The 25,899-nt window shown below is 61.0% G+C and carries 25 protein-coding genes; 9 read left to right on the plus strand and 16 right to left on the minus strand.

Annotation, left to right across the window (positions count from 1 at the left end):
* Positions 1–64: 64 nt before the first annotated feature.
* The 7 genes from astA to GPL81_RS12495 form a co-directional block, all read right to left on the minus strand.
* Entirely contained in the window at positions 65–1,099 is a 1,035-nt protein-coding gene (astA, locus tag GPL81_RS12465) for an arginine N-succinyltransferase (RefSeq protein WP_160106951.1), read from the minus strand.
* Entirely contained in the window at positions 1,096–2,034 is a 939-nt protein-coding gene (gene ctlX, locus GPL81_RS12470; protein WP_160106952.1) for a citrulline utilization hydrolase CtlX, read from the minus strand. The genes astA and ctlX overlap by 4 nt, the downstream gene beginning before the upstream one ends.
* A 254-nt stretch (positions 2,035–2,288) precedes the next feature.
* Entirely contained in the window at positions 2,289–2,768 is a 480-nt protein-coding gene (locus tag GPL81_RS12475) for an Lrp/AsnC family transcriptional regulator (protein ID WP_007974731.1), read from the minus strand.
* A gap of 12 nt (positions 2,769–2,780) precedes the next feature.
* Positions 2,781–3,542, minus strand: a complete 762-nt coding sequence (locus GPL81_RS12480) for an ABC transporter ATP-binding protein (protein ID WP_160106953.1) — start codon at positions 3,540–3,542, stop codon at positions 2,781–2,783.
* A 57-nt stretch (positions 3,543–3,599) separates the two neighbouring features.
* Positions 3,600–4,310 carry an ABC transporter permease gene (locus GPL81_RS12485; protein ID WP_160106954.1) on the minus strand — a complete coding sequence of 237 codons (711 nt, stop codon included), beginning with the start codon at positions 4,308–4,310 and terminating at the stop codon, positions 3,600–3,602.
* Complete coding sequence (locus GPL81_RS12490; RefSeq protein ID WP_160106955.1) at positions 4,307–5,032, minus strand: ABC transporter permease; 726 nt, start codon at positions 5,030–5,032, stop codon at positions 4,307–4,309. Before GPL81_RS12490 ends, GPL81_RS12485 begins: the two co-directional genes overlap by 4 nt.
* Positions 5,033–5,095: 63 nt before the next feature.
* A complete protein-coding gene (locus tag GPL81_RS12495) occupies positions 5,096–5,875 on the minus strand; it encodes a transporter substrate-binding domain-containing protein (protein ID WP_096511688.1) in 780 nt (259 codons plus the stop codon).
* A 430-nt stretch (positions 5,876–6,305) separates the two neighbouring features.
* On the opposite strand from GPL81_RS12495, the gene GPL81_RS12500 reads away from it, so the two are divergent.
* Both GPL81_RS12500 and GPL81_RS12505 read left to right on the plus strand, forming a co-directional pair.
* Positions 6,306–7,412, plus strand: a complete 1,107-nt coding sequence (locus GPL81_RS12500; protein ID WP_160106956.1) for an enoyl-CoA hydratase/isomerase family protein — start codon at positions 6,306–6,308, stop codon at positions 7,410–7,412.
* Positions 7,413–7,415: 3 nt separating this feature from the next.
* Positions 7,416–8,567, plus strand: coding sequence for an acyl-CoA dehydrogenase family protein (locus tag GPL81_RS12505; RefSeq protein ID WP_160106957.1), 1,152 nt, complete (start codon positions 7,416–7,418; stop codon positions 8,565–8,567).
* A gap of 120 nt (positions 8,568–8,687) precedes the next feature.
* On the opposite strand, the gene GPL81_RS12510 is transcribed toward GPL81_RS12505, so the two are convergent.
* The 7 genes from GPL81_RS12510 to GPL81_RS12540 form a co-directional block, all read right to left on the minus strand.
* Complete coding sequence (locus GPL81_RS12510; RefSeq protein WP_160106958.1) at positions 8,688–9,563, minus strand: NAD(P)-dependent oxidoreductase; 876 nt, start codon at positions 9,561–9,563, stop codon at positions 8,688–8,690.
* 178 nt (positions 9,564–9,741) lie between these two features.
* Positions 9,742–10,515: an enoyl-CoA hydratase gene (locus GPL81_RS12515; protein ID WP_160106959.1), complete on the minus strand. Its 774-nt coding sequence runs from the start codon at positions 10,513–10,515 to the stop codon at positions 9,742–9,744.
* A gap of 14 nt (positions 10,516–10,529) precedes the next feature.
* Complete coding sequence (locus tag GPL81_RS12520) at positions 10,530–11,657, minus strand: acyl-CoA dehydrogenase (protein WP_096511693.1); 1,128 nt, start codon at positions 11,655–11,657, stop codon at positions 10,530–10,532.
* Between the two features lie 134 nt (positions 11,658–11,791).
* Positions 11,792–12,985 (minus strand): acetyl-CoA C-acyltransferase, encoded by a 1,194-nt coding sequence (locus GPL81_RS12525; protein ID WP_160106960.1) that lies wholly within the window; start codon positions 12,983–12,985, stop codon positions 11,792–11,794.
* Positions 12,986–12,997: 12 nt separating this feature from the next.
* Positions 12,998–13,759 carry an SDR family NAD(P)-dependent oxidoreductase gene (locus GPL81_RS12530; RefSeq protein ID WP_160106961.1) on the minus strand — a complete coding sequence of 254 codons (762 nt, stop codon included), beginning with the start codon at positions 13,757–13,759 and terminating at the stop codon, positions 12,998–13,000.
* 16 nt (positions 13,760–13,775) lie between these two features.
* Positions 13,776–15,440 carry an AMP-binding protein gene (locus GPL81_RS12535; protein ID WP_160106962.1) on the minus strand — a complete coding sequence of 555 codons (1,665 nt, stop codon included), beginning with the start codon at positions 15,438–15,440 and terminating at the stop codon, positions 13,776–13,778.
* 251 nt (positions 15,441–15,691) lie between these two features.
* Positions 15,692–16,708 (minus strand): AraC family transcriptional regulator, encoded by a 1,017-nt coding sequence (locus GPL81_RS12540; RefSeq protein ID WP_160106963.1) that lies wholly within the window; start codon positions 16,706–16,708, stop codon positions 15,692–15,694.
* 300 nt (positions 16,709–17,008) lie between these two features.
* Here GPL81_RS12540 and efeU point away from each other — a divergent pair, with 300 nt between their 5' ends.
* The 4 genes from efeU (at position 17,009) to efeO (GPL81_RS12560) (ending at position 21,315) form a co-directional block, all read left to right on the plus strand.
* On the plus strand, positions 17,009–17,854 hold the full coding sequence (gene efeU, locus GPL81_RS12545; protein WP_160106964.1) for an iron uptake transporter permease EfeU: 846 nt from the start codon (positions 17,009–17,011) through the stop codon (positions 17,852–17,854).
* A gap of 102 nt (positions 17,855–17,956) precedes the next feature.
* Positions 17,957–19,156: an iron uptake system protein EfeO gene (gene efeO, locus GPL81_RS12550; RefSeq protein ID WP_160106965.1), complete on the plus strand. Its 1,200-nt coding sequence runs from the start codon at positions 17,957–17,959 to the stop codon at positions 19,154–19,156.
* An 18-nt stretch (positions 19,157–19,174) separates the two neighbouring features.
* Entirely contained in the window at positions 19,175–20,473 is a 1,299-nt protein-coding gene (efeB, locus tag GPL81_RS12555) for an iron uptake transporter deferrochelatase/peroxidase subunit (RefSeq protein ID WP_160106966.1), read from the plus strand.
* A 17-nt stretch (positions 20,474–20,490) separates the two neighbouring features.
* A complete protein-coding gene (efeO, locus tag GPL81_RS12560) occupies positions 20,491–21,315 on the plus strand; it encodes an iron uptake system protein EfeO (protein WP_160106967.1) in 825 nt (274 codons plus the stop codon).
* Between the two features lie 104 nt (positions 21,316–21,419).
* On the opposite strand, the gene pssA is transcribed toward efeO (GPL81_RS12560), so the two are convergent.
* Complete coding sequence (pssA, locus tag GPL81_RS12565) at positions 21,420–22,763, minus strand: CDP-diacylglycerol--serine O-phosphatidyltransferase (protein ID WP_160106968.1); 1,344 nt, start codon at positions 22,761–22,763, stop codon at positions 21,420–21,422.
* A 217-nt stretch (positions 22,764–22,980) separates the two neighbouring features.
* Between pssA and GPL81_RS12570 the strand changes: the two genes are divergently transcribed.
* From GPL81_RS12570 to GPL81_RS12580, 3 genes are all read left to right on the plus strand, one after another.
* A complete protein-coding gene (locus tag GPL81_RS12570; RefSeq protein WP_096511703.1) occupies positions 22,981–23,544 on the plus strand; it encodes a TetR/AcrR family transcriptional regulator in 564 nt (187 codons plus the stop codon).
* A gap of 55 nt (positions 23,545–23,599) precedes the next feature.
* Complete coding sequence (locus GPL81_RS12575) at positions 23,600–24,076, plus strand: nuclear transport factor 2 family protein (RefSeq protein ID WP_008152708.1); 477 nt, start codon at positions 23,600–23,602, stop codon at positions 24,074–24,076.
* Positions 24,077–24,314: 238 nt separating this feature from the next.
* Positions 24,315–25,094: a TSUP family transporter gene (locus GPL81_RS12580; RefSeq protein WP_160106969.1), complete on the plus strand. Its 780-nt coding sequence runs from the start codon at positions 24,315–24,317 to the stop codon at positions 25,092–25,094.
* On the opposite strand, the gene nudC is transcribed toward GPL81_RS12580, so the two are convergent.
* Entirely contained in the window at positions 25,062–25,892 is an 831-nt protein-coding gene (nudC, locus tag GPL81_RS12585; protein WP_096511706.1) for an NAD(+) diphosphatase, read from the minus strand. The two genes, GPL81_RS12580 and nudC, sit on opposite strands and share 33 nt — an antisense overlap.
* Between the last annotated feature and the right edge of the window lie 7 nt (positions 25,893–25,899).

Consider the following 25,899-nt stretch of genomic DNA (forward strand, 5'->3'; position numbering starts at 1 on the left):
GTGACTGATACACCGCTATCGCCAGCAAGCCGGCTCCTACAGGTTCAATGCAGGTTCAAATCCTTCAGGCCGCAGACAATTGCCGGGCAGGCACCGCCAGGCTCACTGCCCTGACCGAATCTCCCACACCCAAGCCCAACTCTTTCGCGGTTTGAGCGTCAACAATCAGAGTTCCTGCAGCCACCCGCGCCGGTGCCGCAGTAATCCGGCACTCGGCAAACAGGCGGTTATGAATCAGGTAAGTCGCTGCCTGTTCCCCCGGTGTACCGATGCTCAGTTGCAGCACCTGGCTGTCACGCACCGCTCGAATATCCCCGGTAGCGCATTCAATCAGCGGGCCGCCGTCGAAGATGTCGATGTAATCGCGATGCTCGAACCCTTCAGCCTGGAGCATGCCCAGCGCCGATTCGGTGTTGGGATGAACCCGTCCGATGACCGACCGCGCCGCCTCGGGCAACAGGCAGGTGGGCAGCGGAAACTTGGGCATCAACTCCGCGATGAAGGTCTTGTTGCCCAGTCCGGTCAGGTAGTCGGCATCGGCGAAGTCCATTTTGAAAAAGTGCCGCCCCAGTCCCTCCCAGAACGGAGAAACGCCCTGGGCGTCTGAATAGCCGCGCATTTCGGCGATGACCTTGTCACCGAAGTGCTGACGAAACTCCGCCAGGAACAGGAATCGCGCCTTCGACAACAGACGACCGTTGAGACCACTGCGATGATCGGCGTGTAGAAACAGTGAACACAACTCGGAATGGCCCGTCATGTCGTTGCCAAGGAACAGCGTCGGCAACTGCTGGTTGATCCCCAGGTTTTTCGACGCGGCGACAAACAAACCCAGCCGATAGTTGTACCAGGGCTCGCGCAGGCCGACAGCACCAGCCAACGCACAAATACCGATCGCCTCTTGCTGGTCGTTCTCCAGCACAAACAAGTAGTCGGCGTCGGCGCGTTCGGCTTCGCCGGCAAAGGTTTTCTGCGCCCACTCCAGACGCTGGCGCAAACGCGCCGCGTCGGCCGGCAAAGTGGTCAAACCCGCCCCGGCGCTATGGGCCAGGGCTAACAATGCCGGCAAGTCTGCCGGTGTAGCGGGACGGACGATCATCGCACTTGCTCCCTGGCAGCCGGATGCCTGGGCAGAAAGACCTCGGCCAACATGCAGCGAGCGCTGCCACCGCCAATGCGCTCGATGGTGTCGATAGTCACCGGCAACGGTGTGGCGTGGGCTTCGATCAACCGACGCTGGCCGGCATTCAGCGATTGCCAGGCGGTGCGCGACATCACCAGCACCGGTTCGCCCGCGGCGTTGTGCACTTCGAGCATATTGCCGGCGAAGGACTCCAGTTGCGCCCAGTCCAGGGCGATCACCTGCTTGCCGCTGTTTTCCAGGCGCGCGCGCAGTGCCTGGCGTTCGTCGGGGTCAGCCACCGATGCCAGGCACGCCACGGCCAGGCGCGTGCCAACGCTCATCATCACGTTAGTGTGGTAAATCGCAACGCCCTGGCGGTCAACCGCGTTAAATGCGCAGAGCTCGTAGCCCAAATGATCGACCACCTGATCCAGTGCCCGGGCGTGGGTGCGGGTGGAGTAGCCCGCGTAGCAAATCCGCTGTTGCCGGTCCAGCACCATGCTACCGGTGCCTTCGAGGAACACGTCCAGCTGTTCGAGGCTGGAAAGATCCAGCAGCCGTTCAACCCTGTATTCGTCCCGCAATCGGTCCAGTACACCTTTGTCCCGCTCCAGGCGCCGGTTATGACCCTGCATCGGGTACAGCACCAACGTGCCGTCGGGATGGCTGCTCCACCAATTGTTGGGAAAGATCGAATCCGGGGTATGCGGCGCTTCAAGGTCGTTGTGAACCAGGACTTCAACGCCATGGCTGCGCAGCGCAGTGACGTAGCCGTCGAACTCTTGCAGGGCCTTGAGCTGCACGTCTTCGGACACCGCGGCCGGGCGCTGGAAGCGGTTGTTTGCCGCCGTGTCCTGATTGAAGGAAAAACGTGTCGGGCGAATCATCAAAACAGTATTGGTGGTTTGCATGGGCACAGATTCAATGAGGATTGAGAGAGGCTCATTGTCTGTTTCGAGACGGGAAAAACCCGGTTGATAACAGCTTTGGCGGTGATCGAAACGGCTGAAGATGCTGTCTCGTTCAGCCGATTCGGCGAACACCACACATCCCTCTGTAGGAGCTGGCTTGCCAGCGAAGGCGTTCTTTCAGGCAAAAAACACTTCGACTGCCCGGGCATTTTCGCTGGCAAGCCAGCTCCTACAGTTTGTACAGCGCTTCAGGCTTACTCCATCGTGGTCTTGACCATCGCCAGTTCCGGGTGGCTGACCAGTTTGTCGATGTGCAAATCCGGGTCGTCGAACCAGACTTCGGTCAGCACCCGGTAATGTTCCATGTCCCGGCAACGCATGCGCAGGCTGTAGTCGAACGCACCGCTGATCAACCGGCATTCCAGCACTTGCGGGCAAGCACGGACCTTGGCCTCGAAGGCTTTTTGCGCGGCACGCCCGCTCTGGTTCGACAGCGCGACCAACACCAGCAGCGACAGCCCGGGCGTCAGTTTTTTCTCATCGAGAATCGCGCCATACCCGCGAATGACCCCGAGCTGTTCGAGTTTACGCACCCGTTCCAGACAGGGTCTGGGCGTCAGGTGCACGCGTTCGGACAGCTTTTGATAAGTGATGCGCCCTTCGTGGCGCAACACTTCGATGATGGCCTGATCGATACGATCAAGCACGATCGACAGATCGCGGATATCCGCCATGTACGTCTTGCCTCACTTCAAACGACCCGATAGGAATTGCTGTAACCGTTCACTCTTTGGCTGGTCGAGGATGGTTGCGTCACCCTGCTCCTCGACCCGGCCCTGATGCAAGAACAACACCTGGCTGGAAACCTGCCGGGCAAAGCCCATTTCATGGGTCACCATCAACATGGTCCGGCCCTCTTCGGCCAGTGCCTGGATCACCTTCAGCACTTCGCCCACCAGTTCCGGGTCGAGCGCCGAGGTCGGCTCGTCGAACAACAGGATTTCCGGTTCCACCGCCAGTGCCCGGGCAATCGCCACGCGTTGCTGTTGACCGCCGGACAGGAACGCCGGGTATTGATCGGCGACCCGTTGCGGCAAACCGACCTTGTCCAGATACGCCCGCGCACTCTCTTCAGCAGCCTTGCGACTCATCCCCAGCACCCGGCACGGCGCCAATACGATGTTTTCCAGCACGGTCAGGTGGCTCCACAGATTGAAATGCTGGAACACCATTGCCAATCGCGTGCGCAAACGCTGCAACTGCCTGGGGTTGGCCACTCGCATGCCACCGACACCCTGACGCGTAAGCACCCGCTCGCCATCCAGTGCAATGGCACCTTCATCAGCACGCTCCAGAAAATTGATGCAGCGCAGCATGGTGCTTTTACCCGAACCGCTGGCGCCGATCATGCTCACCACGTCCCCAGCGCGTGCGTTCAACGAGACGCCTTTGAGCACTTCATTGTCACCAAAACGTTTATACAGATTTTCAACCGTGAGTTTGTACATGCGAGTGCTCCTGGAGCGGCTGCCTGTTGGGCGCCGCTCGGGATTGAAAAATGAAAGTCAGTGGGTCGGGCCGAGAAAGCTGAGCCAGCGCTTCTCCGCCAGGCGGAACGCCGCGACCAGCCCGAACGACAGCGCGAGGTACAGCAAACCGGCAATGCCGAAGGCCTGGAACGTCATGAAGGTCGCGGCGTTGGCATCCCGGGCGACTTTCAGGATGTCCGGAATCGTTGCGGTAAACGCCACCGACGTTGCGTGCAGCATCAGGATCACTTCGTTGCTGTAATACGGCAGCGCACGGCGCAATGCCGAGGGCAGGATCAGTTGCAGATACAGGCGCCAGCCGCTCAAGCCGTAGGCATGGGCCGCTTCGATTTCACCGTAAGGAATGCTGCGGATTGCCCCGGCGAAAATTTCCACGGTGTAAGCGCAGGTGTTGAGGGTGAATGCCAGCAAGGTGCAATTCATCGCATCGCGAAAGAACGCTTCGAGCAAGGGTTGCGAGCGCACTACCGCGATGCCGTAGATCCCGCTGTAGCAAATCAGCAGCTGGATATACAACGGTGTGCCACGAAACACATAGGTGAACAACTGAACCGGCCAGCGCAACAGACCCCATCGCGAAACCCGCAGGATCGCCAGGGGCAATGACAGGACAAACCCCATCGCGATGCTCGCCACCAGCAACCACAACGTCATGGCCAGCCCGGTGAGGGTTTCGCCGTCGCTGAACAGAAAGGGTTTCCAGTATTCGGCAATCAACTCGATCATCGCGCCATCCCCCGCACGCCCTGGTTGTAGCGACGCTCCAGCACCCGCAACACAGAGTTCGACGCACTGGTGATCAGCAGGTAGAGGGCCGCGGCCAGCAACAGGAAGTCGAGCATGTTGAACGTGCTTTTACCGGCCTCCTGCGCCACCTTGACCAGGTCCGACAGACCGATGATCGACACCAGCGCCGTGGCCTTGAGCAGCACCAGCCAGTTGTTGCCCAGGCTCGGCAAGGCGAAACGCATCATTTGCGGGAACACCACGAAGCGAAAACGCTGCCAGCGGTTCAAGCCAAAACACGCCGCGGCTTCCTGTTGTCCGCGCGGCACACTCAGGATCGCCCCGCGAAAGGTCTCGGTGAAATAGGCGCCATAGATAAAACCAAGGGTGACAATGCCGGCCACAAACGGGTCGATCTCCATGTAGGGCCAACCCATGGCCTCGGTCAGGGCGCTGAGCCAGCCTTGCAGGCTGTAGAAAATCAGCAGCATCAACACCAGGTCCGGTACGCCGCGGATCAGCGTCGTGTAGAAGGTCGCCGGCAGGTTGAGCAGTTTGAGGGGCGACAACTTGGCCGCCGCACCGAGCAACCCCAGCGCCATGCTCACCAATAGCGCGAGTGCCGAGAGTTTGAGAGTGACCCAGGTGCCATGCAGCAACAATGGGCCATAGCCTTGCAGGGCCGAAAGATCGACCCCCAGAACATTCAGGAAGGAATTCACGCCAGTCACCAGTCTTGATGCCCCCGACGGCCGCTGCGAAACAGCGATCGTCGGGGGTGAGGATCAGTTGTTGTAGAGGTCCAGATCGCCGAAATGCTTCTGCTGGATCTGTGCGTAGATGCCCTTGTCATGCAGGGCCTTGATGGCGGCATTGAGCATGCCTTTGAGTTCTTCGTTGTCCTTGCGCACGCCAATGGCGATTTCCGACGGCACCAGCGGGTCACTGATGCCTTCGCTGTTCTGGAAACCGGCCCCTTGTGGCGAGGTCAGGAAGCTCATCTGCGCTTGCAGCTTGTCCTGGATCGACGCATCGAGACGGCCATACACCAGGTCGGCGTAGACCTGATCCTGATTCTGATAGGCGCGCAGCTTCACCCCGCCCGGACCCAGTTTGGCCTTGGCATAGGTTTCCTGAATCGTGCCCTGCATGTAGCCGATGGTCTTGCCGCGCAGCGACTCGGCGGTGGGCAACAGGCCGGAGTCCTTGCGGGTGACGATGGCGGTCGGCCCGGCGTACAGGCGATCGGTGAAATCGATCTGTTTTTTGCGCGCATCGGTCACGGTCATCGAGGACTCGATGGCGTCGAACTTGCCGGCCTTGAGCCCCGGAATCAATCCGTCGAAATCGTTGCTGACCCACACACAGGTGAGTTTCAGCTCGGCACATATCGCATTGCCCAGATCCACGCCGAAACCCTGCACGCCGCCATCGGCCGTGGTGGATTCAAAGGGTGGATAGCTTGGATTGACGCCAAATCGCAGTTCCTTCCATTCCTTGGCGCTCGCGCCGGTGGTGCAGCACAGCAACGCGAGTGCCGGCAAAGTCAGCCATTTGATGTTCATCTTCTTGAGTCCCGGATCATTTGGATTTATCGCGATCCGGCGACTGCGCCGAACCACACTTTTTTACAGGGGCAGAGAGTCGATGCGGTTCTCACCGCAGCCGTATTTATTGTTGTTTTCGACCGGTTCAGGCCAGTCGCCGGAGTGCAGTCCACTTCAGGCATGTCGTCACGTGAAGCGGACCACCAGAATGCCAACTGCCGGCACGGCGCAGGTGTCGTAACACCCGGTCCAGACAGCTCAACTGTGCTGAACGAAGGGCGTTCACAGCCGAATCTGTCGCCGCAAGGTCCATTCGGTCTTCTCATGCAAAAATGCACAGCTAACCTGCAGTTATTCAGGTTGTACACGGCAAATTTGCACTGATACGATCCAGCATCGCTCGCGCGCGAGCTTCTTTATAAAGAACAATAAAAGCAGGGAGTTACTGATGACTGCTCAGGTTTCTTCTCCGGGGACCACGTCCATGGATGCCACGCAAAACGAAGTGCTGGCCGAAGTTCGCAACCACGTCGGTCATTTGACCCTCAACCGCCCCGCCGGCCTCAACGCCCTGACCCTGGACATGGTCCGCAGCCTGCACCGCCAGCTCGACGCCTGGGCCCAGGACCCGCAGGTGCATGCGGTGGTCCTGCGCGGTGCTGGCGAAAAAGCCTTCTGCGCCGGAGGCGACATTCGTTCGCTGCATGACAGCTTCAAAAGCGGCGGCACGCTGCACGAAGATTTCTTCGTCGAGGAATACGCCCTCGACCTCGCCATTCACCACTACCGCAAACCGGTCCTGGCTTTGATGGACGGCTTTGTCCTCGGCGGCGGCATGGGTCTGGTGCAGGGCGCCGATCTGCGGGTGGTCACCGAAAAGAGCCGCCTGGCGATGCCGGAAGTGGGTATCGGTTACTTCCCGGACGTCGGTGGCAGTTACTTCCTGCCGCGCATTCCCGGCGAACTGGGGATATACCTGGGTGTCAGCGGCGTGCAGATCCGCGCGGCCGATGCGCTGTATTGCGGCCTGGCCGACTGGTATCTGGACAGCAGCAAGCAGGCCACGCTGGACGAAAAACTCGATCAGCTGCAATGGCACGACACACCGCTCAAAGACCTGCAAGGCCTGCTGGCGACACTTGCGGTGCAACAGCTACCTGACGCCCCGTTGCAAGCGCTGCGCCCGGCCATCGACCACTTCTTCGCCTTGCCCGATGTGCCGAGTATTGTTGAGCAATTGCGGGAAGTGACGGTCGCCGACAGCCATGAGTGGGCCACCACCACTGCCGACCTGCTGCAAACCCGTTCGCCGCTGGCCATGGGCGTGACGCTGGAGATGCTGCGGCGCGGTCGGCACTTGAGCCTTGAACAATGCTTCGCCCTTGAACTGCATCTGGACCGCCAGTGGTTCGAGCGCGGCGACCTGATCGAAGGCGTGCGCGCCTTGCTGATCGACAAAGACAAGAGCCCGCGCTGGAACCCGCCCACCCTCCAGGCGCTGGACGCCGAACACGTGGCGAGTTTCTTCAACGGGTTTGACCAGACCGGGAGCTGAGCCATGCACGATATCGAATTGAGCGAAGAGCAAGTCATGATCCGCGACATGGCCCGGGACTTTGCCCGTGGCGAAATCGCCCCCCATGCCCAGGCCTGGGAAAAGGCCGGCTGGATCGACGATGCGCTGGTGGCAAAAATGGGTGAACTCGGCCTGCTGGGCATGGTGGTGCCCGAGGAATGGGGCGGCACCTATGTCGACTACGTCGCCTATGCCCTGGCGGTGGAGGAAATCTCCGCCGGCGACGGCGCTACCGGCGCATTGATGAGCATCCACAACTCCGTAGGCTGCGGGCCGGTGCTCAACTACGGCACCGAAGAGCAGAAGCAGGCCTGGCTGGCGGATCTGGCCAGCGGCCAGGCCATCGGTTGCTTCTGTCTGACCGAACCCCAGGCCGGTTCCGAAGCGCACAACCTGCGTACCCGCGCCGAACTGCGCGACGGCCAGTGGGTGATCAACGGCGCCAAGCAGTTTGTCAGCAACGGCAAACGGGCAAAACTGGCGATCGTGTTTGCCGTCACCGACCCGGACCTCGGCAAGCGCGGCATCTCGGCGTTCCTGGTGCCCACCAGTACCCCCGGCTTCACTGTGGACCGCAGCGAACACAAGATGGGTATCCGCGCTTCCGACACCTGCGCGGTGACGCTGAACAATTGCACCGTTCCCGAGGCCAACCTGCTGGGTGAACGCGGCAAAGGCCTGGCCATCGCCCTGTCCAACCTCGAAGGCGGCCGCATCGGCATCGCCGCCCAGGCGCTGGGCATTGCCCGTGCCGCGTTCGAAGCCGCGCTGGCCTACGCCCGCGATCGCGTGCAGTTCGGCAAGCCGATCATCGAGCACCAGAGCATCGCCAACCTGCTGGCGGACATGCACATGCAACTCAACGCCGCACGACTCATGATCCTGCATGCCGCGCGCCTGCGCAGTGCCGGCCAACCTTGTCTGTCGGAGGCTTCGCAGGCCAAGCTGTTCGCGTCGGAAATGGCCGAGAAGGTCTGCTCGTCAGCGATACAGATTCATGGCGGCTATGGCTATCTGGAAGATTACCCGGTGGAGCGTTATTACCGGGATGCGCGGATCACGCAGATCTATGAAGGGTCCAGCGAGATTCAGCGGATGGTGATTGCCCGCGAATTGAAAAATTATCTGGTGTGAAGCTTTAAAAGCATCGCGAGCAAGCTTTGCTCCCACAGGTCATGCGCCGATCATGCGGACACTGATGACCTGTGGGAGCAAGGCTTGCCCGCGATGACGTCAGTACAGGCACTGTTTAATTTAATTTTGTCCGGAACGCTTGATCGCCCTCACCCCCAGCGCCGCCAGATCGCTTTCTCCCTCGCCCAGCGCCACCGCATCCAGCAGGTTATCGCGCAACACGCTGGCAAACGGCAGCGGCACGTGATTCGGCTCCCCGGCTTTCAACGCCAGCCCCACATCCTTCAGGCCCAGACGTAACGTGAACCCTGCCCCCTCGGTTTCACGCCGGGCGATCTTCGGTCCATAGACCTTGTAGGCCGGTGCCGCGAACAACGTGCTGGTAATGAAATCGACAAAATCGGTATTGGCCACGCCATAACTTTGCGTCAACGCCATCGCTTCGCCGGTGGCTTCGATGGCACTGATCAGCATCATGTTGGTGGCGATTTTGAGAATGCCGGCATTGAGCGGGTCTTCGCCCATCGGCCAGGTTTTCTGCCCGAGTACGTCCAGCAACGGCTGAACCTTGGCAATGGCCGCTTGAGGGCCGGCGACCACGATATTGAGCATGCCGGATTCGGCCAGATCATTGCGCCCGAACACTGGCGCGGCAATCAACTGGACCCCGGCGCTGGCGTGTGCTTCGACCATTTCCCGAATGAATGCCACCGACAGTGTGGCCATGCTCAAGTGAATCAGGCCCGGCTTGCTTGAAGCCAGGGCACCGCTGTCGATCAGGATGCTGCGGGTCACGGCGTCATCGGCGAGCATGCTGATCACGACTTCGGCATCGAATGCCTCGCCCGGGTGTTTGACAGCGACGGCACCCTGTTTCACCAGCGTCTCGACCGCGCCTTGACTGCGGTTCCATACCAACACCTGATGACCGGCCTTGAGCAGATTGGCTGCCATGCCCTTACCCATGGAGCCCAGCCCGATGAATCCGATGCGCATGTCGACCTCCGGTGATTTGGTTCACGAAAGTCGTCAAGAATAGCTGAATATGGAGGCCCTAAAAGCTTCGCTGGCAAGCCAGCTCCCACAGCGATCTCCTGCGTAAACAAATTTTGTATACGCAGGAAAAACCTGTAGGAGCTGGCTTGCCAGCGAAGACGCCCGCAATAACGCTACATCACTTACCTTGGAACTCTGCCTCACGCTTGGCAATGAACGCCGCCATCCCTTCCTTCTGATCCTGGGTCGCAAACGCCGCATGGAACACCCGGCGCTCGAAGCGCACGCCTTCGGACAGGCTCACTTCAAAGGCACGGTTGACGCTTTCCTTGACCATCATCGCAATCGGCAAGGACTTCTTGGCGATCAACGCCGCGACTTTCAGCGCTTCATCCAGCAGCTCATCACTCGGCACGATGCGCGCGACGATCCCGCAACGCTCCGCTTCCACCGCATCGATCAGACGCCCGCTCAGGCACATTTCCATGGCCTTGGCCTTGCCCACGGCGCGGGTCAGGCGCTGGGTGCCGCCCATGCCCGGCAGCACGCCGAGGTTGATTTCCGGCTGGCCGAATTTGGCGTTGTCGCCGGCCAGAATGAAATCGCACATCAGTGCCAGTTCACAGCCGCCACCCAGGGCAAAACCGTTGACCGCGGCAATGATCGGCTTGCGGCGGTTGGCCACGCGATCGCTGTCGCTGAACAGGTCGTCGAGGTAGATCTGCGGATAGGTCAGTTCGGCCATTTCCTTGATGTCGGCGCCGGCGGCGAAGGCTTTTTTCGAGCCGGTCAGCACGATGCAGCCGATGTTCGAGTCCTTCTCCAGGCCATCGAGGGCGTGGTTCAGTTCGCTGACGATCTGCGCATTCAATGCGTTGAGTGCCTGCGGACGGTTGAGGGTGATCAGGCCTACGCGGCCGTGGGTTTCCAACAGAATCGTTTCGTAGCTCACACATTCACTCCTATTCAAAGATTGCGCGAAATGACCATGCGCTGAATATCGCTGGTGCCTTCGTAGATCTGACAAACCCGCACGTCGCGGTAGATCCGCTCCAGCGGGAAGTCGTTCAGGTAACCGTAGCCGCCGAGGGTTTGCAATGCCGAGGAACAGACCTTCTCGGCCATTTCCGAGGCGAACAGCTTGGCCATCGATGCTTCGACCAAAGCCGGTTTGCCGCTGTCACGCAGGGCGGCGGCGTAATGCACCATCTGCCGGGCCACGGCGATCTGGGTGGCCATGTCCGCCAGACGGAATGCGACCGCCTGATGTTCGATGATCGGCTTGCCGAAGCTCTCACGTTCACGGGCGTAGTCGCGAGCTGCCTCGAACGCGGCACGGGCCATGCCCACCGATTGCGAGGCGATGCCGACGCGGCCGCCTTCGAGGTTGGCCAGGGCGATCCTGTAGCCTTCGCCCTCTTCGCCCAGGCGATTGGCCACCGGGACTTTGACGTCTTCAAAGAGGATCTGGCAAGTGTCGGAGGCGTGCTGGCCGAGCTTGTCCTCGACCCGGGCGACTTTGTAGCCCGGTGAATCGGTCGGCACGATCAGCGCCGTGATGCCACGCTTGCCGGCGCTCGGGTCTGTGACGGCGAACACAATCACCACCCCGGCGTTCTGCCCGGAGGTGATGAATTGTTTGCAGCCGTTGAGCACGTAGTGATCGCCTTCCAGGCGGGCGCGGGTTTTCAGGCCGCTGGCGTCGGAACCGGCCTGGGGTTCGGTCAAGGCGAAAGCGCCGAGCATCGCGCCGCTGGCCAGGGGCTTGAGGAAGCGTTCTTTCTGATCGTCGGTGCCGTAGTTGAGGATCGGCACGCAACCCACCGAGTTGTGCACGCTCATGATGGTCGAGCAGGCGCCGTCGCCGGCGGCGATTTCTTCCAGGGCCATGGCATAGGCCAGGTAACCGGTGTCGCAACCACCCCATTGCTCCGGCACCAACATGCCGAAGAAGCCCAGTTCGGCCATTTCGCCGATGGCTTCCTTGGGGAAGCGGTGTTCACGGTCCCATTCGGCGGCGAAGGGTTTCAGCCGTTCCTGGGCAAACTGCCGGGCGGCGTCGCTGATCTGAAGTTGTTCGTCATTGGGGATCATGACCAGTCCTTAATTGGGTTAAAGCATTAACCCTGTAGGAGCGAGCCTGCTCGCGATGGTGTGTCAGTTGACACAGATGTAGCTGACACTCCATCGCGAGCAGGCTCGCTCCTACAAGGGTTATGGCATCGGCTTTAGTAGAGGCACTCGACAGCCATGGCCGTCGCTTCACCGCCACCGATGCAGATCGCCGCCACGCCGCGCTTGAGGCCTTTCTGGCGCAGGGCCGAGAGCAAGGTCACCAGAATCCGCGCGCCGGAAGCCCCGATCGGGTGACCCAGGGCGCAAGCGCCGCCGTGCACGTTGAGCTTCTCATGGGGGATTTCCAGGTGGGTCATCGCGGCCATGCCAACCACGGCGAAGGCTTCGTTGACTTCGACCAGATCGACCTGATCCAGCGACCAGCCGGTTTTCTTCATCAGCTTCTTGATCGCGCCAATCGGTGCCACCGGGAACAGGCCCGGCGTATCGGCAAATGCCGCGTGGCCATGAATCACCGCCAGCGGTTTGAGGCCGCGCTTGTCGGCTTCGGAACGGCGCATCAGCACCAGGGCCGCCGCGCCGTCGGAGATCGAACTGGAGTTGGCCGCGGTCACGGTGCCGCCGTCGCGGAACGCCGGTTTGAGCGAGGCGATCTTGTCCAGCTTGGCTTTCGGCGGCTGTTCGTCGTTGCTGATCACCACCTGTTCCTTGCCGACAGTGACAGTCAGCGAGACGATTTCGTCCTTGAAACTGCCGTCCTTGATCGCCTGTTGGGCCCGAGTGGTCGAGGCGATGGCAAAGGCGTCCTGAGCCTCGCGGCTGAAGTCGTTGGTTTCAGCACAGTCTTCGGCGAAAGTGCCCATCAGGCGGCCCTTGTCGTAGGCATCTTCCAGGCCGTCGAGGAACATCGAGTCGAGCACCTTGCCATGCCCCATGCGGTAACCGCTGCGGGCGCGATCCAGCAGGTAAGGCGCGTTGGACATGCTTTCCATGCCACCGGCGATGACCACATCGGCACTGCCGGCCAGCAGCATGTCATGGGCCAGCATGGTGGTTTCCATGCCGGAGCCGCACATCTTGTTCACCGTGGTGCAGCGGGTCGACTTGTTCAGCCCGGCACCCAGCGCGGCTTGACGGGCCGGCGCCTGGCCGAGGCCGGCGGGCAATACACAACCGAACAGCACTTCATCGACGGCGTCCGGTGCAACACCGGCACGCTCGACGGCGGCCTTGATCGCGGCGGCACCGAGTTGTGGTGCGGTCAGGCTTTTCAAGTCGCCCTGGAAACCGCCCATCGGGGTGCGGACAGCGCTGACGATTACAATTGGATCGTTGGCAATGGTCATGACAAATCCTCCTTATTTAGCCGCCATGCGCAAGGCACCGTCGAGACGGATCACCTCGCCGTTGAGCATGCTGTTTTCAATGATATGCCTTACCAGCGAAGCGTACTCGGCTGGTTTGCCCAGGCGCGGCGGGAACGGCACGCCAGCAGCAAGGGAGTCGCGCACTTCCTGGGTCATGCCGGCCATCATCGGCGTTTCGAAAATGCCCGGGGCGATGGTCATCACGCGGATACCAAAGCGCGCCAGTTCACGGGCGGCGGGCAAGGTCAGGCTGACGATGGCACCTTTGGACGCCGCGTAGGCCGCCTGGCCGATCTGGCCGTCATAGGCCGCCGCCGACGCGGTGTTGATGATCACGCCGCGTTCGCCACCGGCGTCCGCTTCGGTTTCGGCAATGGCCGCCGAAGCCAGGCGCAGCATGTTGAAGCTGCCGATCAGGTTGACGTTGATCACCTGGCTGAAGCTTGCCAGCGCGTGCGGACCGTTCTTGCCGAGGATCTTCTCGCCGCGCACGATGCCGGCGCAATTGACCAGGCCATTGAGGCCGCCAAAGGCCTTGACCGTGGCCTGCACCGCCGCTTGCGCCGCCGCTTCGTCGCTGATGTCCGCGACCACGCTTTGCGCGCCCAGACGCTGGGCCTGCGCCGCAACGGCCTCGGCATTCATGTCCACCAGCATCACTTTGGCACCGGCCGCCACCAGCATTTCAGCGGTGGCCGCACCCAGGCCGGAAGCCCCGCCGGTGACGAGAAAAACCTTGTTTTCGATCTTCATCATTGTTTCCTTGGATTCAAGCTGAAACGTTCTTCGCGGCGGCCTCTTGAGCCTTGGCGATTTCCTGGTTGCGCAAGATAAAGCGCTGCAATTTGCCGCTTGGGGTTTTCGGCAACTCGCTGACAAATTCGATTTCACGGGGGTACGAGTGCGCCGCCAGGCGTTTGCGCACGTGCTGGCGCAGTTCTTCGGCCAGTTCCGGCGCCGCGCAGTATTGCGGGCTGAGTACCACGAAGGCCTTGACCAGTTCGGTGCGCTCCGGATCGGGTTTGCCGACCACCGCCGCTTCCACCACCGCCGGGTGTTCGATCAAAGCGCTTTCCACGTCGAACGGGCCGACGCGGTAGCCGGACGTGGTGATCACATCGTCGCTGCGGCCCACGAAGCTGATGCTGCCGTCCGGGTTCCACTCGACGGTGTCGCCGCTCAAGTAGTAGTTACCGACGAACGCCTTGGTCGGTGCGCCTTCGTAGCCGGCGAACCAGCACATCGGCGATTGGCTGCGGTCGATGGCCAGAATGCCCGGCTGGCCGACGCCCAGTTCCTTGTACTCATCGTCCAGCACCACGATGCGATGGCCGGGCGAGGCAAAACCCGCGGCGCCCAAGTGGATCGGGTGTTCCAGGCCGTGGTGGTTGCACAGGACCATGCCCAGTTCGGTCTGCCCGTAGTGGTCATGGATGACCACCCCAAGGTTATCGGAGAACCAGCGGATCACTTCCGGGTTCAGCGGCTCCCCGGCACTGCTGACGATGCGCAACTTGCCTTTGATCGATCGGGCGAATTCGTCGCCGCCGGCAATCAACAGGCGGTACGCCGTGGGTGAGCCGGTGAGGTTGGTGATCCCGTATTTGTTGATGACCCGGCAGGTGCTTTCCAGGGTAAACGGGCCATCGTAGAAGGTGATCGGGTGCCCCATCGACATCGGGCCGGTTACGCCGAAATAGATGCCGTAGGCCCAACCCGGATCGGCGACGTTCCAGAACGCGTCCTCCGGGCGCAGATCCACGGCATCCCGGGTATAGCTCTGGAAGGCGACGATGGCCTTGAGCGGCACCGACAGCGCTTTCGACGGACCGGTGGTGCCCGAGGTAAACATCAGCAGGAACGGGTCTTCGCCGGTCAGCAGCACCGGTTCGCATTCGGGAGAATGGTTGGCCAGTTCGGCCCAGAAACTGTAGTCGCCCCGGACGATGCCCTGCCCCTTGGGGCCGGCGACGGTGACGATGGTCGGGCAATCGGCGACTTCAGCGAGTTTCGACCGGTTGGCCGCGTCGGTGACCACCACTTTGGCGCCCGAGGAATTGAGGCGATGTTCGATGGCTTTCGGGCCGAAGGCGGTGAACAGCGGCTGGTAGACCGCGCCGATGCGCCAGGTGGCGAACACGGTGATGAGCAATTCGATGTTACGCGGCAGCAGGCCGGCGACCTTGTCGCCGCGTTTTACGCCCTGGGCCAGCAGGAAATTGGCGAATCGCGCGGCCTTGTCCTGCAGGTCGCCGAAGGTGTAGGTCGCGCTGGCGCCATCGCGGCCTTCCCAGAACAGCGCGATACGCCCCGGCAAGGCATGCCGGTCACAACACTCGATGCAGGCATTGAGAGCGGTCAAATCGCCGGCGAGCGCGGCGTCGACGGTGTGCTGATAATTGAACTGTTGTGTGGCAGACAAGTAATCGCGCATTGCCAGAATCCCTTTGTATTTTTATTGGGTTGGGGGAACCGTGACCAACAGGGAAATACTCGCTCTGCGCGGGGTGCGGGGCAATGGTCAAAGTTATCAAGTTGTTTGACTGGTTTGGCCAAGGTTCTGACAGGTGTTGCGCCTGTTGGGGCCTCATCGCGGGCAAGCCTTGCTCCCACAAGAGCACCACGCCCCCTGTGGGAGCAAGGCTTGCCCGCGATGGCGTCGGTACAGTCACCGCTGAATTCTGATCAGGTGGCTTCGTTGAGGATCAAACTGCGGTAATGCCCCGGATTGGACCCCGACCACTTGCGAAACGCCTTGTAGAACGAACTCGCATCGGCAAACCCCAGTCGCGTGGCGATCTCCGCGAAGCTGATACTCGGCTCCGCCAGCCAGACAATGGCCAGTTCCTTGCGCACACTGTCCTTGAGCCCCTGGTAGGTCTGGCCCTCCTCGGCCAGTCGCCGGCGCAGGGTCGAGGCCGACATGCACAGGCGTTGCGCCAGCGCCTCGGTTTCCGGCCACTGTTCGGCAGGCAGTTGTCGCAGATCATGCTTGATCCGACTGGCCAGGCTTTGCGGATCGCGATATTTCACCAGAATATTCGCCGGCGCCTGAGCCAGGAAGCGCTGGAGCTCTTGCTCCGTGCGCTTGATTGGCAGATCCAGGCAATCGGCGGAGAAAATCATCCGCGTGCGTGGCCGGTCGAACCGCAGGTTCTCGGAAAACATCACCTGGTAGTCATCGCAGAAGTCCGGCTGCGGACAACGCAGTTCGATGGCCAGTATCGGAATGCGCCGCCCGGCCAGCCAGCACGCGACACCGTGCACGATCATCCAGTAGGTGAAGTAGGTGAAGGCGCGGCGCGGCTCGTGGTCATCCTCCAGCAGCACGATTTCTGCCAGGCTCTGCTGACGCACCAGTTCGGCGGGCATGCGCTCGAGCATCAAGGACAGGAAACCCAGGCCACTGGTGAGGCCCGCCGCCAGGCTCGGCTGGACCATGGCGCAGCGACAGAGAAACGCCAGGCTGCCGGATTTGAGCTTGCGCGGGTCCATGCCGAAAAACTCATCGTCCCCACGACGCGCCAGCAGGCGCCATAGCCGCGCATAGGCGGTGGCCGGCACCCGCGCAGCATCGCTGAGCAGTAGAGACGGATCGATGCCGACCTTGTTCAACGCCTCGAGGGTGGTAACGCCGGGGGTGCAGCTTTGCAACAGCGCTTCACGCACCAGTTGAATGGAAATGGTGTCTTTTTCCGACATTGCGCGAGGCGAGCCCTGTTCTTGTTTGAGTGGTGGGCATATTAGCGCAGCCGCCAACGCCACGCCCCGCATCGACGCTTTTGATTTTGTAGGAGCAAAGCTTGCTCGCGATCGAGGCACCGCGGTGTAACAGGCATACCGCGTCATCGTTCATCGCGAGCAAGCTTTGCTCCTACAGGGGTACGGGTGATATTCAGGGTTGTTCAGCTTAGGTTCAGGTAAATGTCAATGACTCCCATTTGGGAATGAGTGTCATTATGTTACAAATTAGCACCCTATCTATTTCCGACACGGTGCTGAATGCTCGTTCCTTTCCTGATCATGCTGCGCGAAGGCATCGAGGCCGCGTTAATCGTTGGCATCATCGCCAGCTACCTGAAACAGACCGGTCGCGGCCAATGGATGCCCGCCGTGTGGATCGGCGTATTCCTCGCCGCCGCCCTGGCCCTGCTGGTCGGCGGCGGCCTGGAACTGGTCAGCGCCGAGTTTCCGCAGAAACAACAGGAACTGTTTGAGGGCGTGGTCGGCCTGCTGGCCGTCGGCATCTTGAGTTCCATGGTGTTCTGGATGCGCAAGGTGGCGCGTTCGATCAAGCACTCGTTGCAGGCGTCCCTCGATCAGGCCCTGACTGGCTCCAGGCACCAGGTGACGGCGCTGATCGCCATGGTGTTTTTCGCCGTGGCCCGGGAAGGTCTGGAAACGGTTTTTTTCCTGCTCGCGGTGTTCCAGCAAAGCGAAGGCCCGGCAGCACCGGTCGGTGCCCTGCTCGGCCTGATCCTGGCGATCGTTATCGGTGTCCTGCTCTACACCGGCAGCATGCGCCTGAACCTCGGCGCGTTCTTCCGCTGGACCGGCCTGTTCATCCTCGTGGTGGCTGCCGGAATCCTCGCCAATTCCGTGCAAGCGCTGCATGAAGCCGGGGTGTGGAATCACCTGCAAACCGTGCTCTTCGACATCAGCTCAACGCTGCCGATGGACGGTCCGCTGGGCTCGGTGTTGGCCGGGATGTTCGGTTATCAGGACGCACCGACCGTCAGCACCCTAGGCGCTTATCTGATTTATCTGCTGGTGGCGCTTCTGATGTTTTTTCTCCCCGCACCCAGCCCCTGTAGGAGCGAGCCTGCTCGCGATGGTCGTGAACGATAACGCGTGAAACCTGATGCCCAGCGGTGCCTGTGGGTTCATCGCGAGCAGGCTCGCTCCTACAGGGTTCGATGTTTTCCTAATTTCCAGTCAGTAAGGGCAACCATGCCAAATCCAGTCTCCCCCCAGGCCTCTCCTCCCCGCGCCTTGCGCTGGGCGGTGGCCGGTTCGGTGATCGTGATGATCGCCGCCGGCGGCCTGTTCTACTACGCCTCGAAAATGGCCGCCACTAAACGCCAGGCCAACCGCGACGAAGTGTTGGTGACCATTGATCCGCACAGCTGCGAACCCAACGCACTGACCATTCCAGCCGGCCACGCCAGTTTCCGGATCGTCAACCGTTCCGACCGTGCCGTTGAATGGGAAATCCTCGACGGTGTATTGGTGATCGAAGAGCGGGAAAACATCGCCCCGGGTCTGAGCCAGGTGATCAACGCCAACCTGTTGCCCGGCGATTACGCCATCACCTGCGGCTTGCTGAGCAACCCGCGCGGCACCTTGCACGTAACGCCGACGGCGGCCTCGGATGCGGCGGCCAAAGCCAGACCGTCGATGGTCGCCTTCGTGGGACCGTTGTCGGAATTTCGCGTGTACCTGAGCAGCCAGGGTACTGCGCTGATCCAGACCGTCGCCGCGCTCGATCAAGCCATCGAAGCCGGCGACTTGAGCCAGGCTCAAGCCTTGTACATTCCCGCTCGCGCCGCTTATCAACGGCTGGCCCCCGCGGCCCAGCGCATGGCCAAGCTGGACAACGGGATCAACGCCCGTGCCGACTACTTCGAAAAACGCGAACAGGACCCCGCTTTCATGGGCTTCCATCGCCTCGAATACGCGCTGTTCCAGCAACGCGACCTCGACGGTCTGGCACCGGTCGCCCAGCGCCTGCTGACCGATGTCACCCGCCTCAAACAACAGCTGCTGGCCCAGTCGCTGCCACCGGAACAACTGGTAAGCATCGTGGGGCGCAACCTCAACAACATGAGCGAAGTCCGTGCCCGCAGCGGCGAAGAAGAACGCTATAGCCACAGCGACCTGAACGGCTTTGCCGGCAACCTCGACGCTGCGCGCAAGGTTGTCGAACTGCTGCGTCCGCTGCTGGCCAAGTCCGCCGCCGATCTGCTACCGAAAATCGACAGCGCCCTGACTGCCTTCGATGCCCAGCTCAATGGTTTCAAGCTCAACGACGGCTACGCCAGTTACGACAGCGTCAGCGCCGCACAGCGCCAGCAGATCGCCGAGAAGGCCAAGGCATTGGCCACCGCACTCGACGATATCGACCCCGCCCTCGGCCTTTCCGGCCTGTAAGCAGAAGACGACTTCAAGATGAACGATTCAGAGCCACTCAACCTTCAACGTCGCCGGGTATTGATGGGCATGGGCGCCGCCGGTGTCGCCCTCACAGGTGTGGCGCTGAGCTGCCCGGCCATGGCCGCCAGCCCCGCACAGGTCACCGAAGCCCCCAGCAGCGAGCGCACCGAAGACCGTCACGCGTTCCACGGTAAACACCAGAGCGGCATCGTCACCCCGCGACCGGCGTCCGGCATGCTGGTGGCGTTCGATGTGCTGGCCAGCGACCGCGACGACCTGGAGCGGCTGTTCCGCACCCTCAACGAACGGATCGCGTTCCTGATGAAGGGCGGCCCGGTGACACAGGTCGATCCGAAACTGCCGCCGGTGGATTCGGGGATCCTCGGCCCGATCGTCACGCCAGACAACCTGACCATCACCCTATCGGTGGGCGCCTCGCTGTTCGACGAGCGTTTCGGCCTGGCAGACGTCAAGCCCAGGCGCCTGACGCGCATGGTCGGCTTCCCCAACGATGCGCTGGAAGCCGACTGCTGCCATGGCGACCTGAGCCTGCAGTTCTGCGCCAACACCGCCGACACCAACATCCACGCCCTGCGCGACATCGTCAAAAACCTCCCGGACCTGCTGCTGGTGCGCTGGAAGCAGGAAGGCAGCGTGCCACCCCAGGCCCCGGCGAAACCCGGTAAACCGGCGCAGAGCGCGCGCAATTTCCTGGGTTTTCGCGATGGTTCGGCCAACCCCGATTCCAACGATGCCAAGGCCATGGACAGCATCGTCTGGGTGCAACCGGGCAGCGACGAACCGGCTTGGGCCGTCAACGGCAGCTATCAGGCGGTGCGGATCATCCGCAACTTCGTCGAGCGCTGGGACCGCACGCCCTTGCAGGAACAGGAAAGCATTCTTGGCCGGGTCAAAAGCACCGGCGCGCCCATGGGCGGCAGCCATGAAACCGAGGTGCCTGACTATGCCAAGGACCCCGACGGCAAACTGACCAGACTCGATGCACACATCCGCCTGGCCAACCCGCGCACCACCGCGACCCAGGCCAACCTGATCCTGCGTCGGCCGTTCAACTACTCCAACGGCGTGAACAAGAACGGTCAGCTGGAGATGGGCCTGCTGTTCATCTGCTACCAGGCCGATCTGGAAAAAGGCTTCATCACCGTGCAAACGAGGCTCAACGGCGAGCCGCTGGAGGAATACCTCAAGCCGGTCGGCGGCGGGTACTTCTTCACCTTGCCCGGTGTCACCGGCGAGCAGGATTTCATCGGTCGCTCGCTGCTTGATGCAACACCCATAAAAACCACTGCCTAACCCCCTCGGAGCCACTCATGAAAAAAATGCCAATTGCGCTAATGCTGACCCTGGGCTTGCTCGACACTCCGCTTTCGGCTTTCGCGGCGACGGCGCCGCTGGAGCTGGTGCAACCCATTTCCGACTACAAGATCTACGTCACCGAGCAACTGGATGAACTGGCCAGCCACACCCAACAGTTCACTGACGCGGTGAAAAAAGGTGACCTGGCCACCGCGAAAAAACTCTATGCGCCGACCCGGGTTTACTACGAATCGATCGAGCCGATCGCCGAGCTGTTCAGTGACCTCGATGCCTCTATCGACTCACGGGTCGACGACCATGAAAAAGGCGTAAAGGCCGAAGACTTCACCGGTTTCCACCGCATCGAATATTCGCTGTTCTCGGAAAACAGCACCCAGGGCCTGGGCGAGTTGGCGGATGGCCTGGACAAGAACGTCAAAGACCTGCAAAGCCGTGTCGCCGGCCTGACCTTCCCGCCGGAAAAAGTCGTCGGCGGTGCCGCTACGCTGCTGGAAGAAGTGGCGGCCACCAAGATCGCCGGCGAGGAAGATCGCTACAGCCACACCGACCTTTATGACTTCCAGGGCAACATCGACGGCGCGAAGAAAATCGTCGACCTGTTCCGTCCACAAATCGAGAAGCAGGATGCGGCGTTCATTGCCAAGGTCGACAAGAACTTTGCCACGGTGAACAAGACACTGGCCAAGTACAAAACCAGGGATGGCGGTTTCGAGACCTATGACAAAGTGAAGGAAAGCGACCGCAAGGCGCTGGTGGGGCCGGTCAATACACTGGCTGAGGATTTGTCGACGTTGCGTGGGAAACTGGGTTTGAACTGAGTTTTGTTGCGCGTTGGCGGGCCCCTTCGCTGGCAAGCCAGCGCCTACATGTAGATTGCATGAACCCTGTAGGAGCTGGCTTGCCAGCGAAGCTTTTTCAGGCTTTACAAAATCCGGTAGAGCAACCGCTCAATGCGCACCCGGCTCACGCGCTTGAGAAACTTCGCCACCCCCGCCGGGTATTCAGGCAATGTTTCCAGATCCTGATAACGCTCGATGCGCGTGGTGTGCTGGAAGATTTCTTTCAACTCCTTGGCACGTGGTTCGAGCAATTCACCTTTCGGATCATCGATCAGCAAGGCGTTTTCCAGGTCGAGGCGGAACGCCCGCGGGTTGAGGTTGTTGCCGGTCAGCAAGGTGTATCGCTGATCGATCCACATACCCTTGAGGTGGTAGGTGTGATCGCCATCCTTCCACAGGTGCAGATTCAGCTGGCCGCTGTCGATGTTGCGCTGATGGCGCTTGGCGAAGCGGCGCAGGCTGATTTCGTAGAGATACGGCAGCGCCGCGATCACCTTGAACGGCTCGCTCGGCGGAATGTAGAAGTCGTTGGCGGTCTTGTCGCCCACCACGATGTCGATCTTCACGCCGCGGGCCAATGCCCGGTTGATCTCGCGAATGATCGCCAGCGGTAAATTGAAGTATGGCGTGCAAATGGTCAGTTGTTGCTGGGCGCTGGCAATGAGTTCGCAGATCACCCGGTTCAGCGGGTTGTTCTTGCCCACGCCCAGCAATGGGCTCACCGACAGGCCACCTTTATCCGTGGTGCCCTCGGTCGTGTCGTACGCCGCGTGCTTGAGGCGGCTGCGCAGGTCGCCGATGTCGTTGCGCAGGCTGCGGGTGGTCGGCAGGTTCGGCAGATCGAGGCGGTGTACCGCCTTGGACGCCACCAGGCCATGTTGAACCAGATGCTGCATCGAGTCGGCCAGGGCACGGTTGTGCAGCAGGTGATAACGGTCGTAGCGGTATTTGTCGAACTTGTGCAGGTAGACGTTGTTCAGGCTCGCACCGCTGTAGATCACGCAGTCATCGATGATGAAGCCCTTCAGATGCAATACGCCGAACAGCTCACGGGTCTGCACCGGCACGCCATACACCGGTACTTCGCTATCGTGGGTACGGGTCATCTCCTGATACCAGGCCGAGTTGCCCGGTTGCTTGCCGGCACCGATCAGACCGCGCTGGGCGCGCAGCCAGTCGACGACGACCACCACGTCCAGATGCGGACGCGCCAGCTTGGCTGCGTGCAAGGCATCGAGAATTTCCTGCCCGGCCTCATCCTGTTGCAGGTACAGCGCGACGATATAAATGCGCTGCGTGGCGCTGGCAATTTTTTCCAGCAAGCAACGCCGGAACTCGGCAGCGCCAGAGAGGATGGTGACGGCATCGGCGGTCAACGGAAAACTGCGCAGTTTGGGCAGCAGGGAACGTTTGAAAAGCAACGGCATAGGGCTCGCAATCGGGTCGAATCCAGAGAGTTTGAGAGCTTACACCATGGATGGGTTTGGGTCTTGTGACTGTCTGTGATGGCCCCTTCGCTGGCAAGCCAGCTCCTACCGGTTGATCGCATTCCCCTGTAGGAGCTGGCTTGCCAGCGAAGGCGATCCATTGGTCTACGAAAAATAATAATTGACCAAGGAGAACGATCGTTCTACTGTTAGCCACATGAACGAATTAAACAGTAATGACACACGCGACATCATTCTGGATGTCACCGAAAAGTTGATCTACAAAAGTGGCATTGCCGCCACCGGCATGGATCTTCTGGTGAAAACCGCCGGCGTCTCCAGAAAAAGCATCTACCGCTACTTCGCCAACAAGGAGGAGCTCACCGTCGCGGCCCTGCAACGCCGGGACCAACGCTGGATGCACTGGTACAGAAGCGAAGTCGGCCAGGCCGAAACCCCGGCCGACCGCCTGCTCAACCTGTTTACCGTGCTCAAGTCCTGGTTTGTCTCGGAAGGCTTTCGCGGCTGCGCCTTCATCAACACCAGTGGCGAAACCGGCGATCCGCAGGACCCGGTCCGCCTCGTCGCCAAAGACCACAAACAGAAGCTGCTCGACTACGTTTGCGAGCTGTGTACCGAACATGGCGCCGAAGATCCGCAGTTGCTGGCCAAACAGCTGCTGATCCTGATTGACGGTGCCATAACCGTGGCGCTTGTAATGGGTGATCACAGTGCCGCCGATAATGCGCAATGCATGGCGCGAAAGTTATTGGACCTGTAATAACTTAATCAAGCCCGAAACTTGCTGGAACTTTAACTTTATACGGAGACATGACATGTCTAATGCCGAAGTTCGTCCGCCATTGCCGCCCTTCACCCGTGAATCGGCCATCGAAAAAGTCCGCCTGGCCGAAGATGGCTGGAACTCCCGCGACCCGGAACGGGTGTCGCTGGCCTACACCCTGGACACCAAATGGCGTAACCGCGCCGAGTTCGCCTATAACCGCGAAGAAGCCAAGGGCTTCCTGACCCGTAAATGGGCCAAGGAACTGGACTATCGCCTGATCAAGGAACTCTGGGCCTTTACCGGTAACCGCATCGCCGTGCGCTACGCCTATGAATGGCACGACGATTCGGGCAACTGGTTCCGTTCCTACGGCAACGAAAACTGGGAATTCGACGAGAATGGCTTGATGGCCAACCGGTTTGCCTGCATCAACGACATGCCGATCAAGGAAAGCGACCGCAAGTTCCACTGGCCGCTGGGGCGTCGTCCTGACGATCATCCGGGTCTGTCGGATCTCGGCCTGTAACCACTGACCACCTGTAGGAGCTGGCTTGCCAGCGAAAGCGAACTTTAAGTCGACATCGTCGTCAACGGTCAAACCGCTTTCGCCGGCAAGCCGGCTCCTACAGAAGAATGCGATCAATTGTGGGAGCGTGGCTTGCCCGCGATGAGGCCAGAGCAGTCGCCGCAGAAGTGGGATAGAGGTAAGATACCGCCCCTTCCCCGCAGCCCCTTCGCTGCACCCTGCCGATTAAGCCGATTCCATGCCTTTCGAACTCAGCGTTGACCTCACCACCCTGGCCATTCTGGCCCTTGTCGCTTTCATTGCCGGTTTCATCGATGCCATCGCTGGCGGTGGCGGTCTGTTGACCACCCCGGCCTTGCTCACCGCCGGCTTGCCGCCGCACCTGGTGCTGGGCACCAACAAACTCAGTTCGACCTTCGGTTCGGCCACCGCCAGCTTCACCTTTTACCGCCGCAAGCTGTTCCACCCCAAACAGTGGATGCACGCCATCGTCGGCACCCTGGTCGGTGCGCTGACCGGTGCCATCGTCGCGCACTACCTGCCGGCGGAATGGCTGAACAAGATGCTGCCAGTGATCGTCTTCGCCTGTGGCATTTACCTGTTGTTTGGCGGCACGCCGAAAGCGCCGCTGGACAGCGACGCACCGATCAAGAAGAAGTGGCAGTCGACCCAGGGCTTCAGCCTCGGTTTCTACGATGGCGTGGCCGGTCCCGGCACCGGCGCGTTCTGGACCGTCAGCAGTCTGCTGCTGTACCCGATCGACCTGGTCAAGGCCAGCGGCGTGGCGCGCAGCATGAACTTCGTCAGCAACATTGCAGCGCTGTCGGTGTTCGTGTTTTCCGGGCAGGTGGACTGGATCATCGGCCTGTGCATGGGCCTGTCGGTGATGGTCGGAGCGTTCTTCGGTGCTCGCACCGCCATCAGTGGCGGCGCGAAGTTCATTCGTCCGGTGTTCATCACCGTGGTGTTGGGGCTGACCGTGCGGTTAGCCTGGCAACACTGGTTCAGCGTGGCCTAATCGCCGCGCCACGTAGACGTCGATCAGGTAGCGGGCAATCGAGCGCGACGCCGGCAACGGCGGCAGCGCATGTACGTTGAACCACTGGGCGTCTTCGATCTCGTCTTCCTGACAGACGATTTCGCCACCGGCGTATTCGGCATGGAAGCCGAGCATCATCGAGTGCGGGAACGGCCAGCACTGGCTGCCCATGTACTGGATGTTCTTCACCTCGATCCGCACTTCTTCACGCACCTCGCGAATCAGGCAATCCTCGGCCGATTCGCCCGGTTCGGCAAACCCCGCCAGTGTGCTGTAGACCCCCGGCACAAAGCGTGGCGAACGCCCCAGCAAAATCTCGTCGCCACGGGTCACCAGCACGATCATGCTCGGCGAAATCCGCGGATAGCTGCGTATGTCGCAGGGCTGGCAATACATGGCTCGTTCGCGCGGCACCTGGGTCATGGCCTGACCACAGTTGCCGCAAAAGCGATGTTCACGGGCCCAGGTGCCGATCTGCGCGGCGTAACCGAGCACCTTGTAGAGCGTGTGATCGCCTTCGAGCATGAACGCCCGCAGGCCTTTCCAGTTGCAACCCGACACTTCGCTGTGGTTGCGCAGCTCCAGCAGGTACACCGGCTCGCCGTCGAGGTGACCAATACCGTGTTCGGCCAGAATCGGCAGCTCCTGGCGCTTGAGCCATTCACGGGGAAACAACGCGCCATTGTCATCGAACAGAAAGCCTTCCGGGCTGCGCGCCACGGCCCAGCCGCCAGGTTGATCAGTGTCCAGAACTGCAGTGGTCCAGCGTGGAGTCATTTTTCAA

Source organism: Pseudomonas izuensis, assembly GCF_009861505.1.
In the GTDB taxonomy this organism is placed as follows: domain Bacteria; phylum Pseudomonadota; class Gammaproteobacteria; order Pseudomonadales; family Pseudomonadaceae; genus Aquipseudomonas; species Aquipseudomonas izuensis.

Excerpts from the sequence above, each read along its gene's own strand:
- astA (WP_160106951.1), bottom strand. The coding sequence starts at position 1,099 with ATGATCGTCCGTCCCGCTACACCGGCAGACTTGCCGGCATTGTTAGCC.
- ctlX (WP_160106952.1), bottom strand. The coding sequence starts at position 2,034 with ATGCAAACCACCAATACTGTTTTGATGATTCGCCCGACACGTTTTTCC.
- GPL81_RS12475 (WP_007974731.1), bottom strand. The coding sequence starts at position 2,768 with ATGGCGGATATCCGCGATCTGTCGATCGTGCTTGATCGTATCGATCAG.
- GPL81_RS12480 (WP_160106953.1), bottom strand. The coding sequence starts at position 3,542 with ATGTACAAACTCACGGTTGAAAATCTGTATAAACGTTTTGGTGACAAT.
- GPL81_RS12485 (WP_160106954.1), bottom strand. The coding sequence starts at position 4,310 with ATGATCGAGTTGATTGCCGAATACTGGAAACCCTTTCTGTTCAGCGAC.
- GPL81_RS12495 (WP_096511688.1), bottom strand. The coding sequence starts at position 5,875 with ATGAACATCAAATGGCTGACTTTGCCGGCACTCGCGTTGCTGTGCTGC.
- GPL81_RS12500 (WP_160106956.1), top strand. The coding sequence starts at position 6,306 with ATGACTGCTCAGGTTTCTTCTCCGGGGACCACGTCCATGGATGCCACG.
- GPL81_RS12505 (WP_160106957.1), top strand. The coding sequence starts at position 7,416 with ATGCACGATATCGAATTGAGCGAAGAGCAAGTCATGATCCGCGACATG.
- GPL81_RS12510 (WP_160106958.1), bottom strand. The coding sequence starts at position 9,563 with ATGCGCATCGGATTCATCGGGCTGGGCTCCATGGGTAAGGGCATGGCA.
- GPL81_RS12520 (WP_096511693.1), bottom strand. The coding sequence starts at position 11,657 with ATGATCCCCAATGACGAACAACTTCAGATCAGCGACGCCGCCCGGCAG.
- GPL81_RS12525 (WP_160106960.1), bottom strand. The coding sequence starts at position 12,985 with ATGACCATTGCCAACGATCCAATTGTAATCGTCAGCGCTGTCCGCACC.
- GPL81_RS12530 (WP_160106961.1), bottom strand. The coding sequence starts at position 13,759 with ATGAAGATCGAAAACAAGGTTTTTCTCGTCACCGGCGGGGCTTCCGGC.
- GPL81_RS12535 (WP_160106962.1), bottom strand. The coding sequence starts at position 15,440 with ATGCGCGATTACTTGTCTGCCACACAACAGTTCAATTATCAGCACACC.
- GPL81_RS12540 (WP_160106963.1), bottom strand. The coding sequence starts at position 16,708 with ATGTCGGAAAAAGACACCATTTCCATTCAACTGGTGCGTGAAGCGCTG.
- efeU (WP_160106964.1), top strand. The coding sequence starts at position 17,009 with ATGCTCGTTCCTTTCCTGATCATGCTGCGCGAAGGCATCGAGGCCGCG.
- efeO (WP_160106965.1), top strand. The coding sequence starts at position 17,957 with ATGCCAAATCCAGTCTCCCCCCAGGCCTCTCCTCCCCGCGCCTTGCGC.
- efeB (WP_160106966.1), top strand. The coding sequence starts at position 19,175 with ATGAACGATTCAGAGCCACTCAACCTTCAACGTCGCCGGGTATTGATG.
- efeO (WP_160106967.1), top strand. The coding sequence starts at position 20,491 with ATGAAAAAAATGCCAATTGCGCTAATGCTGACCCTGGGCTTGCTCGAC.
- pssA (WP_160106968.1), bottom strand. The coding sequence starts at position 22,763 with ATGCCGTTGCTTTTCAAACGTTCCCTGCTGCCCAAACTGCGCAGTTTT.
- GPL81_RS12570 (WP_096511703.1), top strand. The coding sequence starts at position 22,981 with ATGAACGAATTAAACAGTAATGACACACGCGACATCATTCTGGATGTC.
- GPL81_RS12575 (WP_008152708.1), top strand. The coding sequence starts at position 23,600 with ATGTCTAATGCCGAAGTTCGTCCGCCATTGCCGCCCTTCACCCGTGAA.
- GPL81_RS12580 (WP_160106969.1), top strand. The coding sequence starts at position 24,315 with ATGCCTTTCGAACTCAGCGTTGACCTCACCACCCTGGCCATTCTGGCC.
- nudC (WP_096511706.1), bottom strand. The coding sequence starts at position 25,892 with ATGACTCCACGCTGGACCACTGCAGTTCTGGACACTGATCAACCTGGC.